Consider the following 24,545-nt stretch of genomic DNA (forward strand, 5'->3'; position numbering starts at 1 on the left):
CCCCTGTGTACGACTCACGTACTCGGTGTGTCTCCATCCTACTGCATTGTGTCTGTATACAGTCCTGATTGCAACCACTAGAAGACCAGCATCTCGTCGCGGTGTACCGCCGGTGCAGGTTCCTGCCCATCTAAGAAGCGAGCAATAACATCGAGATGCAGAGCGCGGAACTTCTCCATCTGCGCGGAGGAATAGCGAGCAAGCCCGCGAGCCAACAGGGTCCCATCCAGGGACTGGATGTCCACGATATCCCCCGGCCCATAGGTGCCTTCGCTCTTCACCACGCCGACCGGCAACAGTGAGGATCCCTGTTCGGTGAGTGCCTTCTGCGCGCCTGCGTCGACGATCAATGTGCCATGCGGGATACCGGCCAACCCGATCCAGAGCTTTCTGCCCCGTTCATGGTTGCTTGCCGGCTCATCCTTGGCGAACCGGGTTCCGATCGCTTTGCCCTGGGCGATCTCGGTGAGCACGTGCGGCCGTCTACCTTCACAGATCACCATCTCAATCCCACAGGCAAGCATCACACGTGCCGCCTTGAGCTTTGATTTCATTCCTCCGGTGCCGACCGCAGAGCCTGCACCTCCGGCCATCGCCGCAATCTCGGGGGTGATCTGGGACACCTGCGGGATCAAGTGCGCCTCAGGATGCGTGGCGGGATTCTGGTCGTAGAGCCCCACAACGTCAGAGAGGATCACGTAGCGCTTGGCGTAGACAATCGTGGCAACGATCGCACCGAGCATATCGTTGTCGCCGAAGGTGAACTCAGAGACCGAGACCGTGTCGTTCTCGTTGACAATCGGAATGACACCGAGCTCGAGCAGACGCTCCATTGTGTTTCTGACATTGAGGTAGCTTTTACGGTCCACAATATCTTTGCGGGTGATCAGGATCTGCCCACAGGCGACGTGGAGCTTTGAGAGCTCCTCAGCGTAGATCTCCATAAGTGACGCTTGTCCAGCAGCGCAGCACGCCTGCAGGGTTTCGATGTCGGTCGGGCGTTTGGGAAGCCCCAAACGCTCAACCCCGGCCGCTGCCGCTCCTGAGCTCACAAGTACCGGCTGCCAGCCATCACGCTTAAGTGCGACAAGCTGCTGGCAGAGGTCTGTGATAAAGGGACGGTCCGGAGTTCCGTGTCTGTCGACGAGCGTGGAGGAGCCAATCTTTACGACAAAGGCACCTTTACTCTTCACGGTCGTCCGCTCCCTCTTTGAACTCCTCGACAACCGAATCGTCTGAGTCAGGGAGCTCCGCATACAGATCTTTGTCGGTTTCCGGGCTCGTGTAGGTGAAGGCGTAGTCGAGAATCCTTACCTCGTCGCCGTCCTGAACGCCGACTTTCTCCAACCGTTCAAAGAGTCCGATGCGCTCAAAACGGTGCTCGAGGTAGGACACAGCCTCCTCATTGTCCCAATCGGTCTGGACGACCATACGCTCCACTGCACCGCCGGAGACCTTCCAGGTGCCCTTCTTGAGCTTTGTGACAGTGATGATACGGTCACGGCAGATACGGGAGCGCTCCCAGTCCTGTCGGGGCGTCTCTTCCTTCTTCTCAGCCGCAGCCTTCTCAGCCTGCTTTGCCCTGAGCTCGTGGACTTCCTGACCGGTCGCATCGATCAGCTGCTGAATCCCCTGACCAGTGACGGCGGATACCGCAAAGAAGGGATAGCCCACTTCTTCGGCCACAGCCTTGAGCCTTTTGATGTTGTCTTTGGTACCCGGCATATCGCACTTGTTGGCCACCACGATCTGGGGACGGGTTGCCAGGTCTTGGGTATAGTCCGCCAATTCCTGGTTGATGATATGAAAATCGGAGACCGGATCGCGCTGCTCATAGCCGCCAGTCATATCGACCACGTGCAGGATCAGCGCCGAGCGCTCAATGTGACGCAGGAACTGATGGCCGAGGCCTTTACCTTTACTCGCCCCCTCAATCAGTCCCGGGACATCCGCAACCACATACGAGGTATCGTTTCTGGTCCTCACGACGCCGAGGTTAGGCACTAGGGTCGTGAAGGGATAGTCTGCGATCTTCGGGCGTGCCGCGCTCATGCGAGCGATCAGCGAACTCTTGCCGACTGACGGCATACCGACCAATGCGGCATCCGCCAGAAGCTTCATCTCAAGCTGGACCCAGTGATCCCGGCTCGGCTCACCCTTCTCAGCGAAGGCTGGAGAGCGGCGGATTGAAGTCACAAAGTGGATGTTGCCACGACCTCCGATGCCGCCCGGAGCGACGACTACGGACTCTCCCGGATGGGTCAGATCCGCGATCTGATAGAGGGGCTTCTGGGTATCGTGGTCGAGCTCGGTCACAACCGTCCCTAGCGGTACCTTGAGGATCAGGTCCTTGCCGTCTTTGCCGTGTCTTTTCGAGCCCTGGCCATGGGTGCCACGCTCCGCTTTGAAGTGGTGCTTGTAACGGTACGCGATCAGCGTGGAGAGCTGTGGGTCCGCCTGAATGACCACGTCCCCGCCGCAGCCGCCGTCACCGCCGTCAGGCCCTCCCTTTGGCACATAGGCTTCGCGACGGAATGACATGCATCCGGCTCCCCCGTTGCCGCCCTGTACATTGATGCGCGCTATATCGGTAAACTCTGGCATTACCATTCCCCCAATAACACCTAAAGCATGCAATCACACAGGTGAACATGCACCGATCTGAAAGGTTCTCTGAGAAGAACCCTTAGGATCAGCCCATATACATAGAAAAAGCGACCACCTCATGATGGCCGCCCATACGCTTAACTATGCTTTGTTCAGCAATCAAGACACACGAATCCTCAGGCTCTAGGCCGTGCGGACATGTACCTTGTGCTTGAGACCCTGCGTGAACTCAACTTTGCCGTCAGCGAGCGCAAAGAGCGTATCGTCCTTGCCGCGTCCCACATTCTCGCCCGGGACAATGTGGGTACCACACTGACGGACAATAACCTCGCCGACCTTTACATACTGGCCACCAAAACGCTTGGTACCGAGACGCTGACCACCTGAATCGCGGCCATTACGAGAGGAGCCGCCACCTTTCTTGTGAGCCATGTCAAACCTACCTAACTATTTCAATAAAACGAGTACTTATGCCGGAATCTCCGTTATCTGGAGTTTGGTCAACTGTTGACGATGACCGTTCTTGCGCTGATAGCGCTTACGCTTCTTGAACTTGAAGACGACTTTCTTCTCACCCTTAAACTGCTCCAGCACCTTTGCGCTAACCTTCTTGCCAAAGAGGGCGCCCTTGTCGACAACGATATTTTTGTCATCGTTGAGCATCAGTACATCCAGCGATACTGTGTCGCCCGGCTTTGCGTCGAGTTTCTCGACGTCGATGGTATCACCGTTGGCAACCTTGTATTGCTTTCCGCCCGTCGATACGATTGCGTACATGTTTAAAACCCTTCATTGCTGTATTGAGTGCAACAGCTATGTATTCTACTCGCGCTGTATTTGACCGTCAATTAAAAAGTAGGAACTACCTGCACAAGGAGTTTTAGTATAACATTTTCTCCAACTTTTGATCAAAACGATTGACGCATGTGGAAGCGCGCCCGCTGCAGGTTGAGGCGATCAGCCTAATCCAGGGTGATGTACCCCTCTCCATCGTCTTCCACCTCTTCGGTATCGGGCAGCGTGTGATCGAGCGCAACGATCACCGGCTCATCCTTCTTTTCCGCCGGTTTGGCTGAGACTGCCGGATTCGGCTCCCCGGTTACTGTCACAAAGAGGTCCTTGAGCTTGCCCAGCTGTGAGGTGAGATCAACGTTGCCGGTCAGATGTGCCTGGATCGCTTTGCCGTCCGCCAGCGTGCCGCTGTAGGCGATTGCGGCTTTGATGAGCCAGCCGAAGCCCGGGACCAAGCCAGCCACCGAGCGGGCAATGTAGCGCCAGAAGGTTCCGATACCCACGACACCGACCATATCGATCAGACGCTCGGTACTCATGCTCTTGCCGTAGGCCCCCATCAGATCGAGGGCGAGCTTCTCCTGCTGCACAACCATGAGCGGGAAATCGGAGCCCGGGATAAACGCAAGGGCACCGACGCCGGCATTGGCTGCCGCGCTCTCCTGCATGAGGACCTGAGCGACCTCCTCACGCATGAACGGGAAGTTGGCCGCCAGGCCGATACGGTTGATATTGAGCGCGAGACACTGTGCCAGCTGCTCCTGCACCGTGTTGTAGTCGGTCCCCACCACGGTATCCGCCGCGATCTCTTCCGCCTCATCGAGGGCAGGTAACTCAAGCGCCGTAGAGGAGATCAGCACACAGGAAACCCCCTGCACCGAGCAGCGGGTCACAATCTGCTTCGCCTTGTCTGTCTGATCCCCCACGAGCACCACCACGAGGCCGCAGTCAGCGTCCGGGGCAATCTCAGCACGGGAATTGAGGTCCCACACCAGCACTGAGGCGTGAGAGGTCTCCGGGACGAAAGCCTCCTTCACCGCACGGATCTGGTCCGGCGTTGAGCCGATGCCCATCAGGATCTCTACCTTGAGCTCTCCTTGGGCTCGTGCATCGGCTGCGCGGGCTGCCTGAAAGATTTCAGCGATACTCTTAAAGGGGATGCTTTGTTTTGTTCGTGCCATAAGCGTTTGACTCCTTTGTATGCAGATCCCTTATGCGGGCTTCGTCCGATAGTGGTAGATGGACTGCACGAGTCCGACTGCCATGAGCTGCGCCACCATCGAAGAGGAACCGAAGCTGATAAACGGGAGCGGTATACCTGTGATAGGCATGATACCAATGCACATTCCCACGTTTTCAAGCACCTGGAAAGACCACATGGCAATCACACCGACCAAGATAAGCTTTGCAAAGATCGGTTCCACTTTCAAGGCGAGGGAGACCGTCGCCAAAATCATCCAGCCAAAGAGCAGAAGCAGGGTGAGGGCGCCGATGAAGCCGAACTCCTCAGAGAGCAGCGCGAACACAAAGTCGGTGTGCGCCTCAGGCAGAAAGCCAGAGATAGTCTGGGTCGCATTTGCGATGCCGCGACCGAAGAGCCCACCGGAGCCGACCGCGATCTTGGCCTGCTGCAAGTTGTAGCCGTCCCCGGTCGGATCCACCGAGGGGTCAACAAAGACGAGCAGGCGGTTCAGCTGGTATTCCTTCATGATATGGGGCATCCCGTCGGTCATGAAACTGAAGATCACGAACCAGGTGGCTATAACGATGAGCGCGATCGTCGCTAACACCCACTTGGAATCCGCACCGCCGCAGATAATGATGCAGGCGCCGGTGATCAGGATAATGAGGCCGGTGCCCAAGTCCGGCTGCGTCATGATCAAGATGAGGGGAATGAGCAACAAGCCGCAAAGCCGGGCATAGTCCTCAAAGGATTTGATCTTTCCGTTGTAGTCAGAGGCTGCAGAAGCCAGCATCAGGATCGTCACGAGCTTCGCGAGCTCTGAAGGTTGGAAGCGCACACCCAAACCCGGGATCTGGACCCAGCCGGTCATGCCCTTAGCGCTGACGCCGATGAAGGGCAGTGAGGGCAGCAGCAGGAGGATCGCATCAATTATGAGGAGCGGGGTGCGCATCGCCGCGAAGGCGCGGTAGTCGTAGTGCCACAGGAGCGCTGCAAGCGCCAGGCCAATCAGCACGCCGACCACCTGACGGGGCAGGCTCGCTTCGGAGATTGAGAGGGACGCCGACCACTGGACGACGAGCCCGAAGGCAACGAGCAGAAGCGCCGGGATCAGCTGCGGCAGATAGAAGTTGTTGGAGATCACATTGCCTCTCCGCGTTGATCGGTGGGCTCTGCGGGACCGATCGAGCGCGCTCAGGCGCGCCATCAGGCGGTCAAAGCCGCTTGCCTTATTTCTTCTAGTTGTGACTCTGTAGGGCACCTCATACCTCCTAGCGAGCGCCGGTTGTACTGGTAGCGTCTGAATTGTCAGGCTGGTTCCAAATGGCGCCGAAGACATCACGGACCCCGCGCATTGCGGTATTCTCACCGTAGCCGCCGTTGTCGACCACGCAGGCGCAAACGTACTTCGGATCATCGGCGGGTGCGTAGGCGACAAACCAACCGACCGGAGATTGCCCCGCGACCTCGCCCGTACCGGTTTTGCCGGCGACCGGGACATCGAGGGATTGGTAGTGCTGAATGATGTTGCGGCTCTCCTTGGTGATAACGCCTCTGAGTCCCCGCTTGACCAACGCGAAGTAGTCAGGCTGCTCAAGGATCTGGTGGGCTACCTCATCTTGGTACTCCAGAACTGTGCCGGCTCCCCCGGGGGCCTGCACCGATTTCAGGATGTGCGGCCGCCAGATGGTACCTTCCGTCGCGATGCCCGCATAGGCGCAGCACATCTGCAGCGGGGTCACCAGAATGTCTCCTTGGCCGATGGAGATGTTCGTCTGGTCTCCGCCGTGCCAGGTCTGCTCATCCTCACTGTAATCCTTGTAGTATTCCTTTTTCCACTCGGCATCCGGCACACGTCCCGACGCCTCATAGGGCAGATCGATATTGTAGGGTGAGCCTAAGCCCCAGTAGCGCAGGTGGTCCTGCTGGGCTTCGGGATTGTCGGAATAATAGAAGGCTTTGCCTATCTCGTAGAAGACGACGTCGCAGGAGTAGGTGATGCCTGACTCGATGGTCATCGTCCCATGCCCGTTATGGTTCCAGCAGTACTGCGGATAGTCGGCCCCAAAGCCGGTCCACTTGCCGGTGCAGACATAGGTCGAGTTCGGGGTGGCGATCCCGTTGGAGAGCGCTGCAAAGGCCGTGAAGGGCTTGATCGTGGAGGCGGAGCAATACTGCCCCTGGATCGCCCGGTTCAGCAACGGGTATTCGCTCTGCTCTGAGTTGAGCTCATTCCAGTCATCGTTGGAGATGCCGCCGATAAAGACGGGGGGAGAGAAGGTGGGCGCTGACGCCATCCCCAAAATCTCCCCGTTGGTACAGTCCATGCACACGATCGCGCCGGTCTTGCAGTCTCTGTAGCCGGTGTCCACTGCCGCCTTGATCGCACGGGCAAGGCCACTCTCGCAGGCCTGTTGGATCTTGGGATCGAGGGTCAGTACCACATCGGAGCCGCTCTGTGGGTCGACCGTGGTGGAGTAAGAGGTGACGTTGCCGTTCGCATCGACGTAGACCGTCTGCTCGCCACGCACACCCTGCAGCACCCTCTCATACTGTGACTCGACACCAGCCTGCCCCACGGTGTCACCGGAGTGGTACTGGATCGCGTCCTCGCTCGTATCCTCCTGGGAGGCCTCGAGCTGATCGGTCGTGACCGGGCCGGTGTAGCCGAGCACCTGTCCCGCCATGGATCCAAACGGATAGCTGCGCTGTGTGCGCTGCTCGACCGTGATACCCGGGAAGATATCGGGGTGCTCCTCAAGGTAGGCCACCACGCGCCGGGAGACATCGACCATCACGGTGCGGTTGGACTGGGTCCCCTCGGCGGTGTCCTCGATTCTGCGCTTGACCGCCATCTTCGGGATCCCCAAGAGGTTGCTCAGCAGTTGCAATTCCAGGTCATCGTTTGCCACATCAGCCTGTGCCACCACCGCAAGCGAAGGACGGTTGGTCACGAGCTCGGTGCCGTCACGGGCCAAAATCCTGCCCCGGGGCGCCATGAGTGAAATCGTCCGTGTGCGGTTCGACTCCGCCTGCTGCGTATATTCATCTGAGGAGATAAGCTGCATCCCCCACAGGCGTGCGAGCAGCACGCCGATGATACCCCCGGAGAAGATCCCGAGGCCTAAGATGCGGTTTCTGAGGGTCGTGCCACCGGAGTTATCCTCCCCGCCGGAAGCCTTCGGGGTGGCGCCGCCGATATCGAAGGTAAAGCGGGCTTCACCGCGAGACAGCAGCAGGATCACGACCGCGACGGCGGCGACAATGGCAATGACCAGAATGATGATTTGAGCCAGACTCACGTCGGTCACCTAGCGCTTGCGAAAGACATAGTGGCGTGCACGGTTGAGGTCTTTGGTGCTCAGCGGAGCGGAGTCAATGCCCAGCTTGAGGCCTCCCGAGGGAGATCTCCCCTGCCCCTCAGAGCGGGCGTAGTAGAGGCAGAACGGAATCGAGAAGAGCCAGGTGAGGAAAAAGGAAGGCAGCGCGCGCATCACAAAGATGTCGACAAAGGAATCTGCCTGCCCTACCAAAGGCATCGCTAGGCTATAGAGCAGCGAGACCACAAAGGCTGCCAGCGTACAGCAGGCGAAGGCATTGCGGGGATCGTCACTGATACGGTTGCGGCACTCGGTGCCCAGAAAATAGGAGCTCACGGTCAACAGCAGTGCCATCAACCCAATCGGGCTCGTCGCTCCCAGATCGAAGAGCAGGCCGGCGATAAAGCCATAGATGACCCCGGTCGTCCCACCGATGCTCAGGGCCACAATTGCGGAAAAGATAAAGGCAAAATTGGCATGGCCGGAGGCGATACCGATGAGGGGCGAGACAGCGAGCTGCAGCACAAGGCAGATCAGCCCCAAGATCAGGATGTCGCGCCGACTTCTGTTCGTATTCGTGATCTGCATAGCAAATATCTCTAACGTCGAGTTGTCTGTATTGAGAGCACATCAATTGGATGAGCTGGTATTCGAATTCGTGGTGGTGTCTGACTGGTTATTCGAAGCATTGCGGCCGCCCTCGGGGGAGCTATCCTCATCGAACTTGCCCGTGCTCATGCCTTCCTGCGCGTCCGCCTCTGCAATATCGTCTGAGGTGGCGGACTGGCCTGAGGTCAGTGAGGTAATCACCAATACCTCTTCGTAGCTTTCCGTCGTGGCAGCAGGCGTTACACTGATCGTGTAGTAGAGCGCCCCGTCGAGCTTGTCGACCGCCGAGACAGTGCCCAGCGGCAATCCCTTCGGATAGACGCCGCCCAGACCGCTCGTGACCACCACATCGCCGACGTTGACAGCCTGGTCGGTACGGATCATGTTGAGCGAGAGCGTCCCGTCCGCAGAGCCGTTGAGCATCCCCTGCGCCCGGCTTTCCTGCACCATCGCAGCGACGCCGGAGTTCGCATCAGCGATCAGGCGAACCGTCGCAGAATCGGCACTCACCTGCGAGATCTGGCCGATCACACCTGAGGAGTCGGTGACCGCCATGCCTACATCCAAGCCATCTGCGCTTCCCTTATCGATCGTCACAGTATCCGACCAGGAATCCCTTGAGGCATTGATAATGTGGGCAGCGGTGGACTGGAGGTTGTAGCTGTCTTGCAGATCGAGTAAGGCCTGCAGGCGGGTCGCAGTCTCCTGCGACTCCTTCAGCTGGGTATTCTCAGCCTTCAGCTGTCTGTTCTCACTCTCAAGGTCCTGAAGGGTTGCCTCATCCGCTGTCATGTTGCTCACGGCGTTCCCGATCCCCTGGAAAGGCCGCGACACGACGGTGCCGATATAGCTGATCGGCAGGGTGATCGTCTGGTAGAACGAGCGCAGGCCGCCCAGAAACCCGGTGTCTCCCCCACGGGCGCTCACGGTGAACAGGATGATCGAGATGGCCACCAAAACGATGGTCAGCCGGCCTCCTGAGGACCCTCGATCATTTCTTTGAAAGCCTGTGTTCATACCCAGCATACCTATAACCCGGCACTTTGCACAAAGCCGCCTGAAAGCGCATTGGCATCGAGCACCTTCGCGCAGCCGTTGACGACGTTTTCAAGTGCGGTGGGCGAAACATTGACCGGGACGCCGGTCTCATCGCGCAGGCGCTGATCGAGACCACGCAGAAGCCCGCCTCCTCCGGTCAGAAGGATACCGTAGTACATCAGGTCAGAAGCCAGATCAGGCGGGGTCACATCGAGCGTGTCCTTGACTGCTTTGGTCACCTCGTCGAGAGGCTTATCCAAGGCGCGGCGGATCTCTTCGGATTCGATCCGTACCGTCTTCGGCATACCGGTCAGAACGTCGCGGCCGTTGACTTCAACGTCCAGCTCTTCTGCCAAAGGTGCCGCGGAGCCGACTTTGATCTTGATGTCCTCTGCGGTACGCTCACCGATCGAGAGGTTGTAAACGTCACGGACATGCTCGAGGATGGTCCGGTCGAACTCATCCCCAGCGACGCGGATGGACTGAGAGACCACGATACCACCCATCGATATTACGGCGACCTCCGTGGTTCCCCCTCCGATATCGACGATCATGGATCCGGTCGGATCCTCGATCGGCAGATCCGCTCCGATCGCAGCCGCCATCGGCTCTTCGATCAGATAGGCCTGACGCGCCCCTGCCGCAATCGTCGCCTCAAAGACTGCACGCTTCTCAACCGAGGTGACCCCAGAGGGAACGCACACGACCACGCGGGGCCTGGGCGACCACGGATATTTGCGCTCACGCGCTTTGTCGATAAAGTAGCGCAGCATGACTTCGGTCACGTCAAAGTCAGCGATCACGCCATCTTTGAGAGGGCGCTCCGCAATGATCGAGCCAGGGGTCCGCCCGATCATGCGCTTTGCGTCCATACCGACAGCAAGCACCCGCTGCTGTTCCTTATCGATTGCGACAACAGAAGGTTCATTCAGAACGATACCTTCCCCCCGCACAGATACGAGGGTATTAGCGGTGCCGAGATCGATTGCCAAGTCTCCACCATACTCGCCAAATATAGAATCAAGGAAGGACATTATTCCCTATCTTTCATATATCGTTCTGATTCTTACCCAGTGAAACTGACCCTTTAACTATTGATGTTCGAATCGTAGGACAGCTGGATGTCTGAGACCTTCCAGCTGAGGCCGTCGCGCACCAAGGAGACCGTATACTTCTGATCCTCACCGGAGGAGAGATGGGCATTGATGCGGGCGGTGGAATCCTGGGCAGACTGATCGAGCCCCTCGACGGTGACGGAAGCGCCGGAAGGGATAATTGCCTCAATCTGCGTGCGCTGTGCATCGCTTAGACTGTCGGACAGGTAGGCATCCTCATCGCGGCCCGAGGTCTTCGCAGAGAAAAGCGAAGCGATCACATCGCTCTGGGACGGATAGCCATATCCACGATAGTAGGCATAGCCGCCGACACCGAGGACGATGGCCAGAATAATCACAATCGTGATCGCGACCTTGCGTCCGGTATGCTTCTCTTTGCGCTGCTCTTTACGCTTCTTCTTGTCTGCCTTAACGAGGTCCTCCTCAGAGACAGAGAAGAAACCGGACTCATCCGGTGACGGCATCATCTGCCCGGACTTGCCAAGCGGGTCAAGTGGGTCGTAAGTGTTATCTGCGTTCTTCCCATAGCCTGCGCGCTGCAGCAGTGCATCGGTATCCGAAGGGCTGCTTGCGCTGTTGGCAGCCACGGAGCGCTTCGCGGCGTCATAGGCAATCTGCATATCGGTGCTCAGACGGTAGGTGCCGTCGGAGGTCGCATGTGCAAACGCATCCACAGCCTCGCTCATGCGGTTGGCCGCCACATAGGCCATACCGAGCTCCGCGTAGATCGTATTCTGGTTCTCCATCGGGGTGGCGAAGTCGATCGCGGTACGGTAGGCCTCAACCGCATCAACCGGGCGGTGCAGCTCGATGAAGCTGCGGCCTAACCGACGCAGTGCCAGGGCAGGATCCGGATTATTCTCATCGATTGCCGCGCTGCGGTAGGCGATTCCCGCATTCTTCGGGTCGTCCTTCACCTCATAGGCCTGACCTAAAGCGAGATATGCCTTGTATTTCTTGTGGTAGTTATCATCGGCCACGGCAGCCTGAAGGCTGTCGATCGCGCTGTCGGGGTCATTTTTAGCAAGGTAGGCACGCCCACGGTTTGAGTTCAGCGGGCCAACCCTTCCGTAACTCGTATCAGAGAGCGCCTTGGTATAGGCGCCAATCGCATCCCCATAGCGGCCCAGCCTCATGTAGGCGTTACCGAGCATGTGCTCAGCAGCACCGTTTCCGCCTGCACCGTCAACCGCATTCACGAGCTGTTCGATAGCCCTGTTGAAATCACCTGACTGATAGGCTGCTTTGCCAGCCTGATACGCCTGTTTATCCACCTACAGCACCTCCACATGCCACAGAAGTTGTATCAGTTTTAAGCGTCTTCACCGTTCTCAATCGTAACCGATTCGATCGTGTCGCCTGCGCGCAGGCTCTTCACTACGTCGAGTCCCTCAATTGTCTGGCCGAAGACCGTATAGTTCGGATCGAGAAAATGCTGTGGTCCCAAGCAGAAATAGAACTGCGAACCGGCAGAGTCGGGCATCTGACTCCGTGCCATCGCCAGCGCCCCATCCTCGTGGCTATTGCGGGGATTCACGTCCCACTCGTGCCTGATCGAGTAGCCCGGACCGCCGGTGCCCGGCATCCCGTGCGGGCCCATCTTGCCCGCGGCGACATCCTCACTGGACATGTCACGCGTATTCGGGTCTCCACCCTGAATCACGAAGTTCGAGACATAGCGGTGGAACTTGAGCCCATTGTAGAAGCCCTTGTTCGCCAGCTCGCAGAAGTTAGCCACATGGATCGCAGCGCCCTCCCCGTCAAGCTTCACCTTGACGGTGCCCTTATTGGTCTTGAAGACGGCGATTTCGTCTCCAGTAACCTTATAGTTCGGGGTATAGAGCGCCCCCTTATTGAATAAACCCATGAATTCCTCCTGAAAAGGTTCACAGTACAGCTGAAAATCCAATGTCCAATTCTACCAGCACATAAACCCTTTCACAGTTTCGGCAGAGAGTTTATGGGTGAATCCTCATTGCTAGTGCAACAGCGAGGATTAAAGAACAGCGACCCGGGGTCTCTCGCAATGCGATGGTATCCGCGAAAAACAATCAAAGGAGGCTGCCCTGGGCTGCTACCATCATCTTAGCTTAGAGAAGCGAGAAGATGTCCCGCTTTCCCACACTGAAGGCAAAGACACATCCCAAGATTGTCAGAAAGCTACACCGCAACAAGTCGACCATAGCTTGTAAGTCTGCAACAAGCTCATGCAACCGGGAAGTATCCGATATACGATACAGAGGCATCTGTTGTACAGGGGCACTGCAACAGGCACAGGCAGTGAAGTCTCAAAGAGCCTTTGTGCCTGTGTGCAGGACAAGACTGTCAACTGTCAGCTATCACCACAACAGATCACAGGAAGACCCACACTAAAGAAGGGATCATCTCCTGTAGCCTGTGCCACGCTCTGCAGAGCTATCAGTGATCGCACACTTAAAGATAGCTTGGTCTTGTACGTATCGAGTTCCCCACGATGTCGCCGACAGACCTGATAAGGCAGAGGAGCGCTTTAAGGATCAAAGACTGAGAAGGCAGATAGCACACTGTGGGAAAGATAAGGGGCCTTACACTTGTCAGCAGGAAGCACAAGATACCTAAGCGCTACCTTTTGCACAGACACATACAGCACAAGCTGTAACTGAGACAGGAAAGCTTGCTGTATTTGGTTGTCCTGTCAAGACCAGCACACCAAAGAGAGACAAAGAGATCTGCACAGCACAGAGATGTCACACAGACACTGAAAGCTAAGTTTCTCTTCTGTCTGCCTTATCACCTGTGACAAAAAGTGAGCGTTGAAAGACAGCTATGGCCCTATCTAAGAGTACCTCCCAAAGTGTACAAGCTTTCCTGATGCCACCTTATCTGAAGTCAGACAGCTCTATACGAATGCTACCAACCTAAGACCGAATAGATGCCTCGCTAACAAGACACCCTGGGACGTCTTTCACTTTCAGACATTGCAGTTGGTAGGGGAATTTGAGGCGGGAAGCTTTAGACATCAGTTAGAGTTATTTGCATCTGAGCCTGCACTATCCGAATTACCGGAATCGCTGGAATTATTTGAATCCGAATCGTTTGAATCGCCCGAGTCAGAATCGCTTGAGTCCTTCTCCTGAGGCTTCCAGGAATCATAGTTCTGCTCAAAGAGCGCCTGATACGAGTTCTTCCCATCGTCACGCTTGGCCGAGTCAAGCCCAAAGAGCACGTCGTCTTTGTCCGTGTCTCCCCCGTTTGCTTTGGCCCAAGCATTCATCAACTCATCCGACCAGTTACGCAGCCAGTTACCCAGGGTCGTGATGTTGTTGATATCGTCGTTATAGGTGCCGGTCGAGGTGTCGATGTCCTGAATCTTGTTGATCAGGTTGCTCAGGTCGTTGGCGTCCTGCTGTGCGGTCTGGTACCCCTGCGTATAGTCGGGGTTACGCGAATCGAGGGCATCACGCAGACTCTGCTCACTTGAGTAGAGCTTATCCTTCAGGTCCCCGAGGTCGGCATAGTAGTTGTTGACCTCCTCAAAGATCTGCTGGTCCCCATTTTTGGTGGCATCGTTGATGTCGCTGTCCTGGCTCGCGAGCTTGCTGCGCTCCCCCGGAAACCCCGCCATCGACGTATCCGCCGCCTCCGTGGCTTTGAGCGAATAAGGATCCGGGTTCCAAGGCTGCGTGATCAGCAGCACCGCGCCACCGACCACGATCAAGGCTGCGATAAACGAGACGAGGAACACCCTCCGGCGCGGCATACGCTCATTGGCGGTAGTCGCAGAATAGGGATCCGAGGCTGCCGGAATCGCGCTCGCCAGATGGGGCTTTTCCTGTTGCTGCTGGAGCTGGACCGCAGCCTTTTCGGCAGGCTGTATCGCCTCTTCCTCAACCGGCATGCCGCAGTTGGGACACACCGTAGCCCCTTCAGGGATCAGCGCGCCGCAACTCTTGCAGTATCGCTCAGTCTGTATCGCTGAAGCGTCCGGAACCGCTTTCGTCAGATCTGCGTGGCATGCCGGGCAGATCGTAAGGCCGTCAGCAATGTGTGTTCCACAATATGGGCAAATCAAACCTTCCTCCAAGCCCCGACACAGATGTCCTGCTCAAAGCCTAACACGAACCTGTGAAGGCTACGCAAGCTCTTCCAACACATACGGTAAAATTCCTCCAGCGCAGATGAAGCGTCCCTCACGCGGGGTATCCACGCGTACGGTCACCGTGAAGCTCACCTGAGAGTCACCCTGCTTGGTGGCATGAACCTCAACCTTAGACGGATTCGGCAGACCCTTTGAGAGGTCGATTGCGTCGACCACGTAGGTCTCGCTGCCGTCGAGCCCCAGGCTCTGAGCATTCTGTCCCCCTTCATACTGCAGCGGGACAATGCCCATACCGATCAGATTCGAACGGTGGATCCGCTCGAAGCTCTCAGCGATCACAGCTTTAACCCCGAGCAGCGCAGGACCCTTGGCTGCCCAATCACGGCTGGATCCGGAGCCGTACATTTTGCCGGCAAGTACGATCTGTTCGGTGTTATGCTGCTTGTAGTCCATCGCCGCATCATAGATGCTGGTGATCTTTCCGGTCTCAAAGTCACGGGTCCAGCTGCCGACCTTGCCTTCAGCCAACGCGTTCTCCAGCTTCACGTTCGCGAAGGTACCGCGCATCATCACTTCGTGGTTGCCGCGGCGAGTGCCATAGGTATTCCAATCTTCCTGCCTCACCCCATGCTCAAGCAGATATTTGGCAGCCGGGGAATCCGGAGCGATCGCGCCTGCCGGGGAGATGTGGTCAGTGGTCACAAAGTCACCGAGCAACGCCAGTACACGGGCATCCTTGACCGTTGCGGTGGTCTCTTTGACCGCATCCTCAAAATACGGAGGACGGCGTATATAGGTGGACTTTGGATCCCAGGCATACGTATCAGAGGGGACCGCTGGGATGTCCTGCCAGGCCTTTGAGCCCTGATACACATTCTTGTTGGACTGCGCATAGATCTCAGGCTTTACGACCATCTTTACGACCGACTGGATCTCAGCATTGGTCGGATAGATGTCAGAGAGCATCACAGGCTTGCCGTCAGCGCCAGTGCCTAGCGGATCTTTGGTTAGGTCGGTATCAAGGGTCCCAGCCAGCGAATAGGCGACGACGAGCGCCGGCTGCATCAGATAGTTCTGCGCGACATCCGGGGAGATTCTGCCGTCGAAGTTACGGTTACCGGAGAGCGCTGAGGTGAGCTCCATGTCCTGGGCATGCTCGTGCATTCCCGGGGCCAAAGGGCCGGAGTTGCCGATGCAGCTCATGCAGCCAAAGCCGCAGACAAAGAAACCGAGGTCTTCAAGCGGTTCGACAAGCCTTGCATCCTTCAGGATCTGCAAGGTCGCATGTGAGCCCGGAGCCAGGATCTTCTTGACCCAACCTTTCGGCTTGAGGCCGTGCTCGACAGCGTGCCTCGCTAAGAGGCCTGCCGCGATCATCATCGCCGGGTCGGTTGCGGTCGTGCAGCTTGTGATTGCGGCGATCGCCACTGCGCCGTGCTTGATCTGGTAGGTATGGTTGCCAAGCGTCGCAGTGAACTCGTGGTCAAAGTCAGCGTGGTTGTGCTCTTTGCTGACCTTCTCAAAACGGGCCGGGAGCTCTGCGAGCGTCACGCGGTTGTGCGGACGGGAAGGTCCAGCCAGGCAGGAATCGATGGTGGAAAGATCGAGGGTCAGCGTACGGGCGTAGTGGGCCTGAGGACGGTCCCCAATCATCTGCTGGACCTTAAGGTATCTCTGTGCAAAGGCGATCTCCTTCGGATCGCGGCAAGTGAGTTTCAAGTAATCGAAGGTCTTATCATCCGCTGGGAAGAGCGTGGCAGTGGCTCCATACTCAGGGGTCATGTTCGCGATGCAGGCACGCTGGGTAGCGGTCAGGGTCTTGACACCGTCGCCGGTCACCTCAACCAGGGAACCTACGACTTGCGCCTGACGGAGCAGCTGGCAGACGCGCAGGGCCAAGTCCATGCCGCTCGCACCCTCCGGCAGTTTGCCAGTGAGCTTCAGCTCTACGACTTCAGGTACAAGCATCGAGATCGGCTGGCCTAATGCAGCAGCCTCAGCCTCGATGCCGCCGACGCCCCAACCCATAACGGAGATACCGTTGACGGTGGTGGTGTGGGAGTCGGTGCCGACGAGCGTGTCGAAGCACGCCATCGTTCCGTCACCCTTCCACAGCGCGTCGGTGCCCACAACCTTGGAGATGAGCTCCATGTTGAGTTGGTGGCAGATACCGGACCCAGGCGGGATGATCTTGACGTTCTGGAAGGAGGAGGATGCCCACTTCAGGAAGGAGAAACGCTCAGCGTTGCGCTTGGCCTCGATGTGCTCGTTGGTAACGAGGGCATCCGAAGTGCTCGCTTTGTCTGCGATGACGGAGTGGTCGACCACAAGCGTACAGGGAACGCGGGGGTTGATCTTGGTCGGGTCCCCACCGCGCTTGGCAAGGGCATCACGCATTGCAGCGAAGTCGACGAAGACCGGCACGCCGGTGAAGTCCTGGAAAAGGACGCGGGAAGGCATATAGTCGATCTCTTTGCCGGCGTGGCCCTCCTCGGCGGCCTCGAAGATGCGCAGTGTGGACTCGACCGCCTGCTCGTCGCTGTCGGCGCAGCGGATCACATTCTCAAGCAGAATCACCAACGCGCGCGGGAGTTTCTCCACCCCGGGGATATCGGAGACGACGATCGCCTGGCGCTGAGTGCCGTCAACGGTTACTGTTTTCGGCTTGCGCGCGGCTGCGATAGCGCTGGAGAAGTCCTTTGTGACGTTCATAGTTTGCCTCAGCTTTCTTTACGGCCCTCATCAAAAGGCCGTTCCCATAGATGTCATGTTGGAAGTGAGTATAGAGACGGTTGAAAAGTATACAGGCAAGCGTCCCTACTAGTACAAGATGTATCCCCATCGTCTCTGTGGAGGCCTGAAGGAGGAAAAAGTTTCCAAAAAGCAACGACCCTCCAACAACGCCGATCCCCACAGTGACCAAAAGCCCGATGCGCAGGGGTGTCAGTGGCTGCGAGATCCGATAGATGAAAGCGATGCCGACGATGCAGGAGAGCCACACGCACAGCGTCGACTCCCGTGCAAAGCCCCAGCTGAAGATATCCTCCGCAGCCATCGTCGCCACCACCGCGGCCACGATCGAGATCGAAGCCGGCAGCGACCTTGTCAGCACATTGACCAAAAAGTCCCCGTGCAGGCGTTCATGGTTCGGCTCCAGAGCGAGCACAAAAGAGGGATAGCCGATAATCAAGCCAGAGATGAAGGAGATCTGGATCGGCATGAACGGATAGGGAGGGAAAAAGATACTGATCAGGCACAGCACGATCGAGAAGACCGTCTTAACGAGGAAGAGCGAGGCGGAGCGCTGCAGGTTGTTGATCGAGCGGCGTCCCTCTGCCACGATGTCCGGCAGGTGCGAGAAGTCGTTGTCCGCCAGGACCACCTCAGCCACGTTCCTCGTCGCAGCGGACCCTGACGCCATCGCTATCGAGCAATCCGCCTTCTTGAGCGCCAGGACATCGTTGACGCCGTCGCCGGTCATAGCGACGGTGTGGCCCTCACGTTGGAGCTCTTCGATGATGGCACGCTTCTGCTGCGGGGTCACCCGCCCGAAGATGCGCTTGTGCCTGACGACCTTCTTCAATTCCTTCGTGTTGTGGATCGTGGAGAGGTCAACGCAGCGGTCGGCACCAACCACCCCCACCTGCTTTGCGATCTGCGAGGCGGTCCGGGCGTCGTCACCGGTGATGACGCGGACATTGACGCCCTGCCTGGTGAAATACTTGATCGTGTCGGCAGCATAGGGGCGGATCTCATCTTGGATCACGACCAAGCCGAAGGGCCGAAACGAGCCCGTGATGGAGCCCTCCTTGGTGAAGCCGGACACCTCCCCCACCACAAGGAAGCGTGAAGCCGGCGAATAGTGCTTGCGGATCCTGTAGAGCTTGTTGTAGTCGACCCCCATCACGAACTGGCCGGCGCCCAACACGTAGGCGTGCCCGTCTTTGGCGATGCAGCCAGAATACTTGCGCTCCGAGGAGAACGGGACCGTGGCCCGCACCGCATCGCTGTGCGTCGGGATCTCCTCGACGTAGCTCAAAAGTGCCTTGGCGGTCTCATTCGCATCGGATTCCTGGGAGCGGACGATCAGGGCACAGACTGACTCTATCTGCCGTTTGCTCTCATGGTTGAGTGGCACAATATCCTCTACGCTCATTCTGCCTGAGGTGATGGTGCCGGTCTTGTCCAGACAGATCGTATCCACACGCGCGAGCGTCTCCACACAGTAACTCTGCTGGATCAGCACTTTCTTGCTACCCAAACGGATCGTGGCGATTGCGATCACCGAGGACGTCAACAGGATCAATCCCTGCGGGATCATGGAAACCAGAGCGGCGACCGTGCTCAGAATGGCAGCGTTGATATCCATGTGCTCGAAGAAGACGCTGCGCAGAAAGAGGCCGACCCCTAAAGGCGGCATCAAAAACGTCGAGAAGCGCACGATCATGTTCAGGGTGTCGCGGATCTGCGATCTGATCGGCTTGATGCATTTGGCCTCAGTATTGAGGCGTGCGGCATAGCCCTCCTTGCCCACACGGGTCACGCGGGCCATGAGGCTCCCCGAAGCGACAAAGCTGCCGCTTAAGATTTCGTCACCTTCGCTCTTCTCGATGCGGTCTGCCTCGCCGGTGAGCAGACTCTCGTCCATCGTAACGGAACCAGCGATGATCTGAGCGTCGGCGGGCACCTGATCCCCGTGGGAGAGGCTCACAATATCGTCCTGTACAAGCTCGGAGACTGGAACTTCCTGCCGCTTGTGGTCACGGATCACGGCCACGTTCTGTACGGTCATGACCGAGAGCTTGTCCACCGTGAGCTTGGCGCGCACCTCCTGCACGACGCCCACGATCAGGTTGGCGATCACGATGCCCATAAATAGCAGGTTGCGGTACTCACCGGTGAAAATGACAAGCGCCGCCAGCACCACATTGACGCCGTTAAAGAGCGTAAAGGTGTGCTCGGCGATGATCTGAGGAATCGTTTTGGTCTTTACGTCAGTGTCGGAGTTGACCTTACCGGCCTTGACCCGCTGCTCAACCTCTCGTGAAGTAAGCCCGCAAACATCAGGGGTAATTTCCGCTTTTGGCACACAATCTCCCACAACAAGTACTGTCCGTCTTCTTTATTAAAGAATAAGTATCCCCAATTAAGAATAAGTATCCCCAATTATCCCAAGTCACACTGAAGACGGTTTAAAAAATCATATGTTCTATGCACCAGAAAATAAAATGGTGCTCTCGGTGGGGTTCGAACCCACGACCTTTCGCTCCGGAGGCGAACGCTCTGATCCACTGCGCTACGAGAGCAACAACACTTAGGCAGTATACCCCTCCTCATATTAATTTGAGAAGTCAAAATAGAGAACTGAGTGGCGTCAGCGCGGAGATACCCCTACACTCTATATATGAGAGTATCATCCAACATGGTTTAATTGAGTGAACTATATCGTATGTCATAAGAGGGTTTCGCTATGATAGCTGTCGTCAAATCGAGCGCCACGCCCGAGCAGTTGGCTCACTTCGTCACGTGGATTGAGCATCACGGATTCAAGGCCAACGTCTCCAAAGGGGAAAATGAGACCATTGTCGGTATCATCGGCGACACCTCCAAGATCGATCCGTTCCTGATTGAATCGATGGACATTATCGACCATGTGGCGAAGGTCTCCGAACCCTACAAAAAGGCCAACCGCAAGTTCCATCCTGAGAACTCCGTGATCGACTGCGGCTTCAACGTTAAGATCGGCGCCGGCAACTTCCAGGTGATCGCCAGTGTCTCCACCGACGATGGGAGATCGGTGGATAACTTGGCACAGCGCGCCCATAAAGCAGGAGCGGGGCTTCTCACCGCCGATGTCTACAACATGAAGATCTCCCCCTACCTCTACAAGGGGCTACAGCAGGATAACCTCACCGCGCTCGTCGAGGCAGCCCACGCCGCTCAGCTGCCCGCCGTGGCGGAGATCCTCGACACCCGCGACGTACAGGCCTTCATTGACGCCGATATCGACGTCTTCCAGGTGAGCAGCAAGAGTATGGAGGACTATCCGCTGCTGAAAGAGTTGGGCAAAACGCAGAAGCCCGTCATCATCAAGCGCGCTGTCAGCGCAACGGTCGATGATTGGCTCATGGCCGCAGAGTACGTGATGAGCGAGGGCAATGAGGACGTGATCCTGTGCGAGTGTGGCCTCAAGAGCTCAGAGCAGCGCTACCGCCGCGTGCTCGACGTCTCCTCGATCGTCGCCGTCCACCAGCTCTCCCATCTGCCGATCATCTGCAACCCCTCCAAAGCCTCCAGCTTAGCGCGCTATGTGGAGCCACTCTCCCTGGCAGCCTGCGCTACGGGCGCCGACGGCCTTGAGATCGATATCAAGGCAGACAACAGCGGTGATCCCCTCGATGAGACGGGGCGCGCGGTCGATCTGGACTCTTTTGCTTCGACCATGAAGAAGATTGCTGCGCTGCACGCAACCTTAGGAAAGGCGAGCGAGTAGCTATGGAGATGGATAAGAAGATCGTTCCGGGACGCGTCGGCGTCATCGGTCTCGGCCTTATGGGAGGCTCCTTTGCCAAAGCCTTTGCGAAGGCCGGTGTTGAGGTCTACGGCTACGACGTCGCAGAAGACGTGATGGAGCAGGCAGAGGTAGAGACGATCGTGGGGCGCCTCACCGACGACGTGATCCCCACCTGTGAGCTCATCATTATCGCCTCCTACCCGAAGGCCTGCATCGAGGAGCTCGCCCGCATCGCGCCTTTGGTCTCCGCCGGCGCGATCGTTATGGACACCGGCGGCGTCAAGAAAGTGATCTGCGATCAGTGCTTCCCAATCGCGGCGAACTACCCCTTCACCTTTGTGGGTTGCCACCCGATGGCCGGCACCCAGCACTCCGGCTTCGCGCACGCCCGCGCCAACATGTTCCACAACGCACCGCTCGTAATTGTCCCACCGAAGATAGACGACTTTGCTCGACTCGATCTTCTGGAGTGCATGAAGAAACTGATGAAGCCGGTCGGCTTTGCACGGTTCACACTCACGACCGCCGAAGAGCACGACAAGATCATCGCCTTCACTTCCCAGCTCGCCCACGTGGTCTCCAACGCCTATGTCAAGAGCCCTGAAGCGAAGGTCCACGACGGGTTCTCCGCCGGTTCTTACCGAGACCTGACCCGTGTCGCGTGTCTCAACGCCGACATGTGGACCGAGCTCTTCTTGGACAACGCAGACAACCTGTCCGCAGAGATCGGCTGCCTGATTGAGAATCTTCGAAAGTACAAGATTGCGATCGATGATCGCAATCCGCACTACCTGCACGAGCTCCTCGCTGAGGGCGATCGTCGCAAGCGCGAAATTGAGGGAGAGATAGACCATGACAGATACACCAAACGCCACCACCATCGAGGTGCCAACTACCTCAAAGACCTATCTGTGCCGTGTGGGAGCCCACATCTTGTCCCAGGTCGGAAACATCACCCGTGAGACCTGTGGGGGAACCAAAGCCTGCGTGGTCTCAGAGTCCCACGTGATGCCCCTCTACGGCATGGAGGTGATGGACTCCCTCAAGGCTGCAGGCTACCAGGTGGTCCCTGCGGTCTTCCCTGCCGGTGAGGCTTCCAAAAACCTCACCACACTCGGTGAGCTGCTTGAGACCGTCGCCAACTACGAGCTTACCCGCGGCGATGTGATCGTCGCCCTGGGCGGCGGGGTCACCGGTGATGTCGCGGGACTTGTGGCAGCCCTCTATCTGCGCGGCATCAAGGTCGTCCAGGTGCCGACTTCCTTACTTGCAATGGTCGACTCCTCCGTGGGTGGCAAGACTGCGATCGATATTCCCCAAGGGAAAAACCTGGTCGGCGCCTTCTGGCAGCCGAGCGCGGTGATTGCAGATATCGACTGTTTCAAGACGATCCCTCATGAGCTTTTCACCGACTCCTGCGGCGAGGTGATCAAGCACGCAGTATTGGCGGATCTAGAACTGTTCAAGACACTGCAGAAGACACCCCTCAACTCCGGAGAGCTCGACGAGCGAGCAATGGCGAACATCGTGGCGCGAAACATCCGCATCAAGCGCGATGTGGTCGCCGCCGACGAGCGGGAGCAGGGACTGCGGCAGACCCTGAACCTCGGCCACACGATTGGGCACGCGGTTGAAGCAGCTTACCACTTCAAACTCGGCCACGGCAGCTGCGTGGCAATCGGGTTGTGCGCGATGGCACGAGCTTCCGCAAAGAAGGGCTGGTGCTCTCAGGAGACCGCGCAGGCTATTGAAGACCTCGTCCGCGCCCACCAGCTCCCCTACGATACAAAGATCGACCACGAGGTGATCGAGGAGTATGCCACCCATGACAAGAAACGCCGCGGTGACTCCATCACGATCGTCGTGCCAACGAAAATCGGCTCAGTGACGCTCAGGAAGATCAGCAGAGCTGAGCTGCGTGAGCTTATCGATTTGGGATGCGGATCTGGACGGCAACCATGAATGTCACTATCTCTCCTCACGCCCTGTCGGGCACGATCCCTTCAATCGCCTCGAAGTCGGTGGCGCACCGCATCTTGATCCTGGCGGCGTTGTGCCCCACCGACGCCGAGATCGCCTGCTCGACCACCTCGGTCGACATCGACGCCACAATCAGGTGCCTCAACGCGTTGGGGGCAGCGATCACCCCAACTGAAGGCGGCTACCATGTGGCGCCGATTCCGGCAGTTGAAGAGAGAACCTCCCCGCGCGGGAATATCGGCCGAACGCTCGAGTGCGAAGAGTCCGGCTCGACCCTGCGCTTCCTGCTTCCGGTGGTGGCAGCACTCGGCTGCGGAGCCCATTTCACGGGGCACGGCAGACTCGCCAAGCGTCCACTCTCCCCTCTCTATGAACTGCTGCAACAGGGTGGTTGCTCACTTTCTCCCCAAGGCACGTTTCCACTCGACCTATCCGGGAAGCTCCAGTCACACGAGTTCATCCTGTCGGGGAATGTCTCCTCACAGTTCGTCACAGGACTCCTGATGGCAGCGTCTGTAATGGACGGTCCGGTTAAGATTGTGGTCGCGGAGCCCATCCAATCACGCCCCTATATCGATATCACCCTCAAAGCCATGGCCGACTTCGGGATAAAGATCATGAGCACCCCGGTTCTCCACGGTGACAAGGCGTGCGTTGAGTACACCGTCACGCCGACACACACCCCGCTGACCTCCCCTGGCCTGCTCACCGTCGAAGGCGACTGGTCCAATGCCGCCTTCTGGCTCTCCGCCGGCGCAATCGGCACCGACTCGGTCTGTGTCACCAACATGAATCTCTCCTCGGTCCAAGGAGACCGCTACTGTTTGGCCGCGCTTGCACTGTTTGGCGCCCGCATCAACCGGGCACCGGGGCAAGTCAGCGTCTCACACGGCACCTTGAGCCCTGTCAAAATCGATGTCCACGATATCCCCGACCTTGTCCCGGTTCTCGCAGTCGTCGCCGCCTATGCCCAGGGTGAGACCCGCTTCACCCATGCGGAACGCCTGCGGCTGAAAGAATCCGACCGCCTCGAGAGCACCGCAGACCTGATCCGCGCGATGGGCGGCGAGGTCGCCACGACTGACTCCGCACTCACGATTGTAGGACACGGCGGACTTCACGGGGGCGGCCCGGTCGACGCCGCAAACGACCACCGCATCGCGATGGCAGCTGCAATCGCCGCAACCTGTGCTGAGGAGCCCACGAAGATCCTCGGTGCCGAGTGCGTATCAAAGTCGTACCCCAGCTTCTTTGAGGACTTCCAAGCGCTCGGTGGCCTTGTCAAAAAGGAAGTGTGATCTATGCCCTC

The 24,545-nt window shown here is 57.8% G+C and carries 19 protein-coding genes and 1 tRNA gene; 4 read left to right on the forward strand and 16 right to left on the reverse strand.

Annotated features, from left to right (window positions below):
• Positions 1 to 77: 77 nt before the first annotated feature.
• The 16 genes from proB to J4859_RS09610 all read right to left on the reverse strand — a co-directional run bounded on the left by proB (position 78) and on the right by J4859_RS09610 (position 20,048).
• The gene (proB, locus tag J4859_RS09535) at positions 78 to 1,193 is read right to left on the reverse strand and encodes a glutamate 5-kinase (RefSeq protein WP_249113585.1); all 1,116 of its coding nucleotides are present in this window, start codon (positions 1,191 to 1,193) and stop codon (positions 78 to 80) included.
• Positions 1,183 to 2,604 carry a GTPase ObgE gene (gene obgE, locus J4859_RS09540; RefSeq protein ID WP_212329384.1) on the reverse strand — a complete coding sequence of 474 codons (1,422 nt, stop codon included), beginning with the start codon at positions 2,602 to 2,604 and terminating at the stop codon, positions 1,183 to 1,185. The genes proB and obgE overlap by 11 nt, the downstream gene beginning before the upstream one ends.
• Positions 2,605 to 2,790: 186 nt before the next feature.
• Positions 2,791 to 3,039: a 50S ribosomal protein L27 gene (rpmA, locus tag J4859_RS09545; RefSeq protein WP_212329386.1), complete on the reverse strand. Its 249-nt coding sequence runs from the start codon at positions 3,037 to 3,039 to the stop codon at positions 2,791 to 2,793.
• 36 nt (positions 3,040 to 3,075) lie between these two features.
• Positions 3,076 to 3,384, reverse strand: a complete 309-nt coding sequence (gene rplU, locus J4859_RS09550) for a 50S ribosomal protein L21 (protein ID WP_212329388.1) — start codon at positions 3,382 to 3,384, stop codon at positions 3,076 to 3,078.
• Positions 3,385 to 3,569: 185 nt separating this feature from the next.
• Positions 3,570 to 4,580: a hypothetical protein gene (locus J4859_RS09555; protein ID WP_212329390.1), complete on the reverse strand. Its 1,011-nt coding sequence runs from the start codon at positions 4,578 to 4,580 to the stop codon at positions 3,570 to 3,572.
• A 30-nt stretch (positions 4,581 to 4,610) separates the two neighbouring features.
• Positions 4,611 to 5,843, reverse strand: a complete 1,233-nt coding sequence (locus J4859_RS09560) for an FtsW/RodA/SpoVE family cell cycle protein (RefSeq protein ID WP_249113586.1) — start codon at positions 5,841 to 5,843, stop codon at positions 4,611 to 4,613.
• A gap of 10 nt (positions 5,844 to 5,853) precedes the next feature.
• Positions 5,854 to 7,893 carry a penicillin-binding protein 2 gene (gene mrdA, locus J4859_RS09565; protein WP_371812021.1) on the reverse strand — a complete coding sequence of 680 codons (2,040 nt, stop codon included), beginning with the start codon at positions 7,891 to 7,893 and terminating at the stop codon, positions 5,854 to 5,856.
• Positions 7,894 to 8,490 carry a rod shape-determining protein MreD gene (gene mreD, locus J4859_RS09570; RefSeq protein WP_212329392.1) on the reverse strand — a complete coding sequence of 199 codons (597 nt, stop codon included), beginning with the start codon at positions 8,488 to 8,490 and terminating at the stop codon, positions 7,894 to 7,896.
• Positions 8,491 to 8,532: 42 nt separating this feature from the next.
• Positions 8,533 to 9,465 (reverse strand): rod shape-determining protein MreC, encoded by a 933-nt coding sequence (mreC, locus tag J4859_RS09575; RefSeq protein ID WP_249113587.1) that lies wholly within the window; start codon positions 9,463 to 9,465, stop codon positions 8,533 to 8,535.
• Between the two features lie 74 nt (positions 9,466 to 9,539).
• On the reverse strand, positions 9,540 to 10,583 hold the full coding sequence (locus J4859_RS09580; RefSeq protein ID WP_212329396.1) for a rod shape-determining protein: 1,044 nt from the start codon (positions 10,581 to 10,583) through the stop codon (positions 9,540 to 9,542).
• A gap of 53 nt (positions 10,584 to 10,636) precedes the next feature.
• Positions 10,637 to 11,938, reverse strand: a complete 1,302-nt coding sequence (locus J4859_RS09585) for a lipopolysaccharide assembly protein LapB (protein ID WP_212329398.1) — start codon at positions 11,936 to 11,938, stop codon at positions 10,637 to 10,639.
• 38 nt (positions 11,939 to 11,976) lie between these two features.
• Positions 11,977 to 12,531, reverse strand: coding sequence for a peptidylprolyl isomerase (locus J4859_RS09590; RefSeq protein ID WP_212329400.1), 555 nt, complete (start codon positions 12,529 to 12,531; stop codon positions 11,977 to 11,979).
• A gap of 1,131 nt (positions 12,532 to 13,662) precedes the next feature.
• A complete protein-coding gene (locus J4859_RS09595) occupies positions 13,663 to 14,715 on the reverse strand; it encodes a zinc ribbon domain-containing protein (protein ID WP_212329402.1) in 1,053 nt (350 codons plus the stop codon).
• 60 nt (positions 14,716 to 14,775) lie between these two features.
• The gene (gene acnA, locus J4859_RS09600; RefSeq protein ID WP_212329404.1) at positions 14,776 to 17,454 is read right to left on the reverse strand and encodes an aconitate hydratase AcnA; all 2,679 of its coding nucleotides are present in this window, start codon (positions 17,452 to 17,454) and stop codon (positions 14,776 to 14,778) included.
• Positions 17,387 to 19,831 carry an HAD-IC family P-type ATPase gene (locus J4859_RS09605; protein WP_212329406.1) on the reverse strand — a complete coding sequence of 815 codons (2,445 nt, stop codon included), beginning with the start codon at positions 19,829 to 19,831 and terminating at the stop codon, positions 17,387 to 17,389. Before J4859_RS09605 ends, acnA begins: the two co-directional genes overlap by 68 nt.
• A gap of 140 nt (positions 19,832 to 19,971) precedes the next feature.
• A tRNA-Arg gene (locus J4859_RS09610) sits at positions 19,972 to 20,048 on the reverse strand.
• Positions 20,049 to 20,212: 164 nt separating this feature from the next.
• Between J4859_RS09610 and J4859_RS09615 the strand changes: the two genes are divergently transcribed.
• Genes J4859_RS09615 through aroA form a run of 4 tightly spaced genes read left to right on the forward strand, consistent with a single transcriptional unit; the run spans position 20,213 to position 24,534 of the window.
• A complete protein-coding gene (locus J4859_RS09615) occupies positions 20,213 to 21,235 on the forward strand; it encodes an N-acetylneuraminate synthase family protein (RefSeq protein ID WP_212329408.1) in 1,023 nt (340 codons plus the stop codon).
• 8 nt (positions 21,236 to 21,243) lie between these two features.
• A complete protein-coding gene (locus J4859_RS09620) occupies positions 21,244 to 22,218 on the forward strand; it encodes a prephenate dehydrogenase (protein WP_249113588.1) in 975 nt (324 codons plus the stop codon).
• Entirely contained in the window at positions 22,109 to 23,218 is a 1,110-nt protein-coding gene (aroB, locus tag J4859_RS09625) for a 3-dehydroquinate synthase (protein ID WP_212329412.1), read from the forward strand. The genes J4859_RS09620 and aroB overlap by 110 nt, the downstream gene beginning before the upstream one ends.
• The gene (aroA, locus tag J4859_RS09630) at positions 23,215 to 24,534 is read left to right on the forward strand and encodes a 3-phosphoshikimate 1-carboxyvinyltransferase (protein WP_212329414.1); all 1,320 of its coding nucleotides are present in this window, start codon (positions 23,215 to 23,217) and stop codon (positions 24,532 to 24,534) included. The genes aroB and aroA overlap by 4 nt, the downstream gene beginning before the upstream one ends.
• Positions 24,535 to 24,545 lie beyond the last annotated feature (11 nt).

This window comes from Atopobium sp. oral taxon 416 (assembly GCF_018128285.1).
Classification (GTDB): Bacteria; Actinomycetota; Coriobacteriia; order Coriobacteriales; family Atopobiaceae; genus Olsenella_L.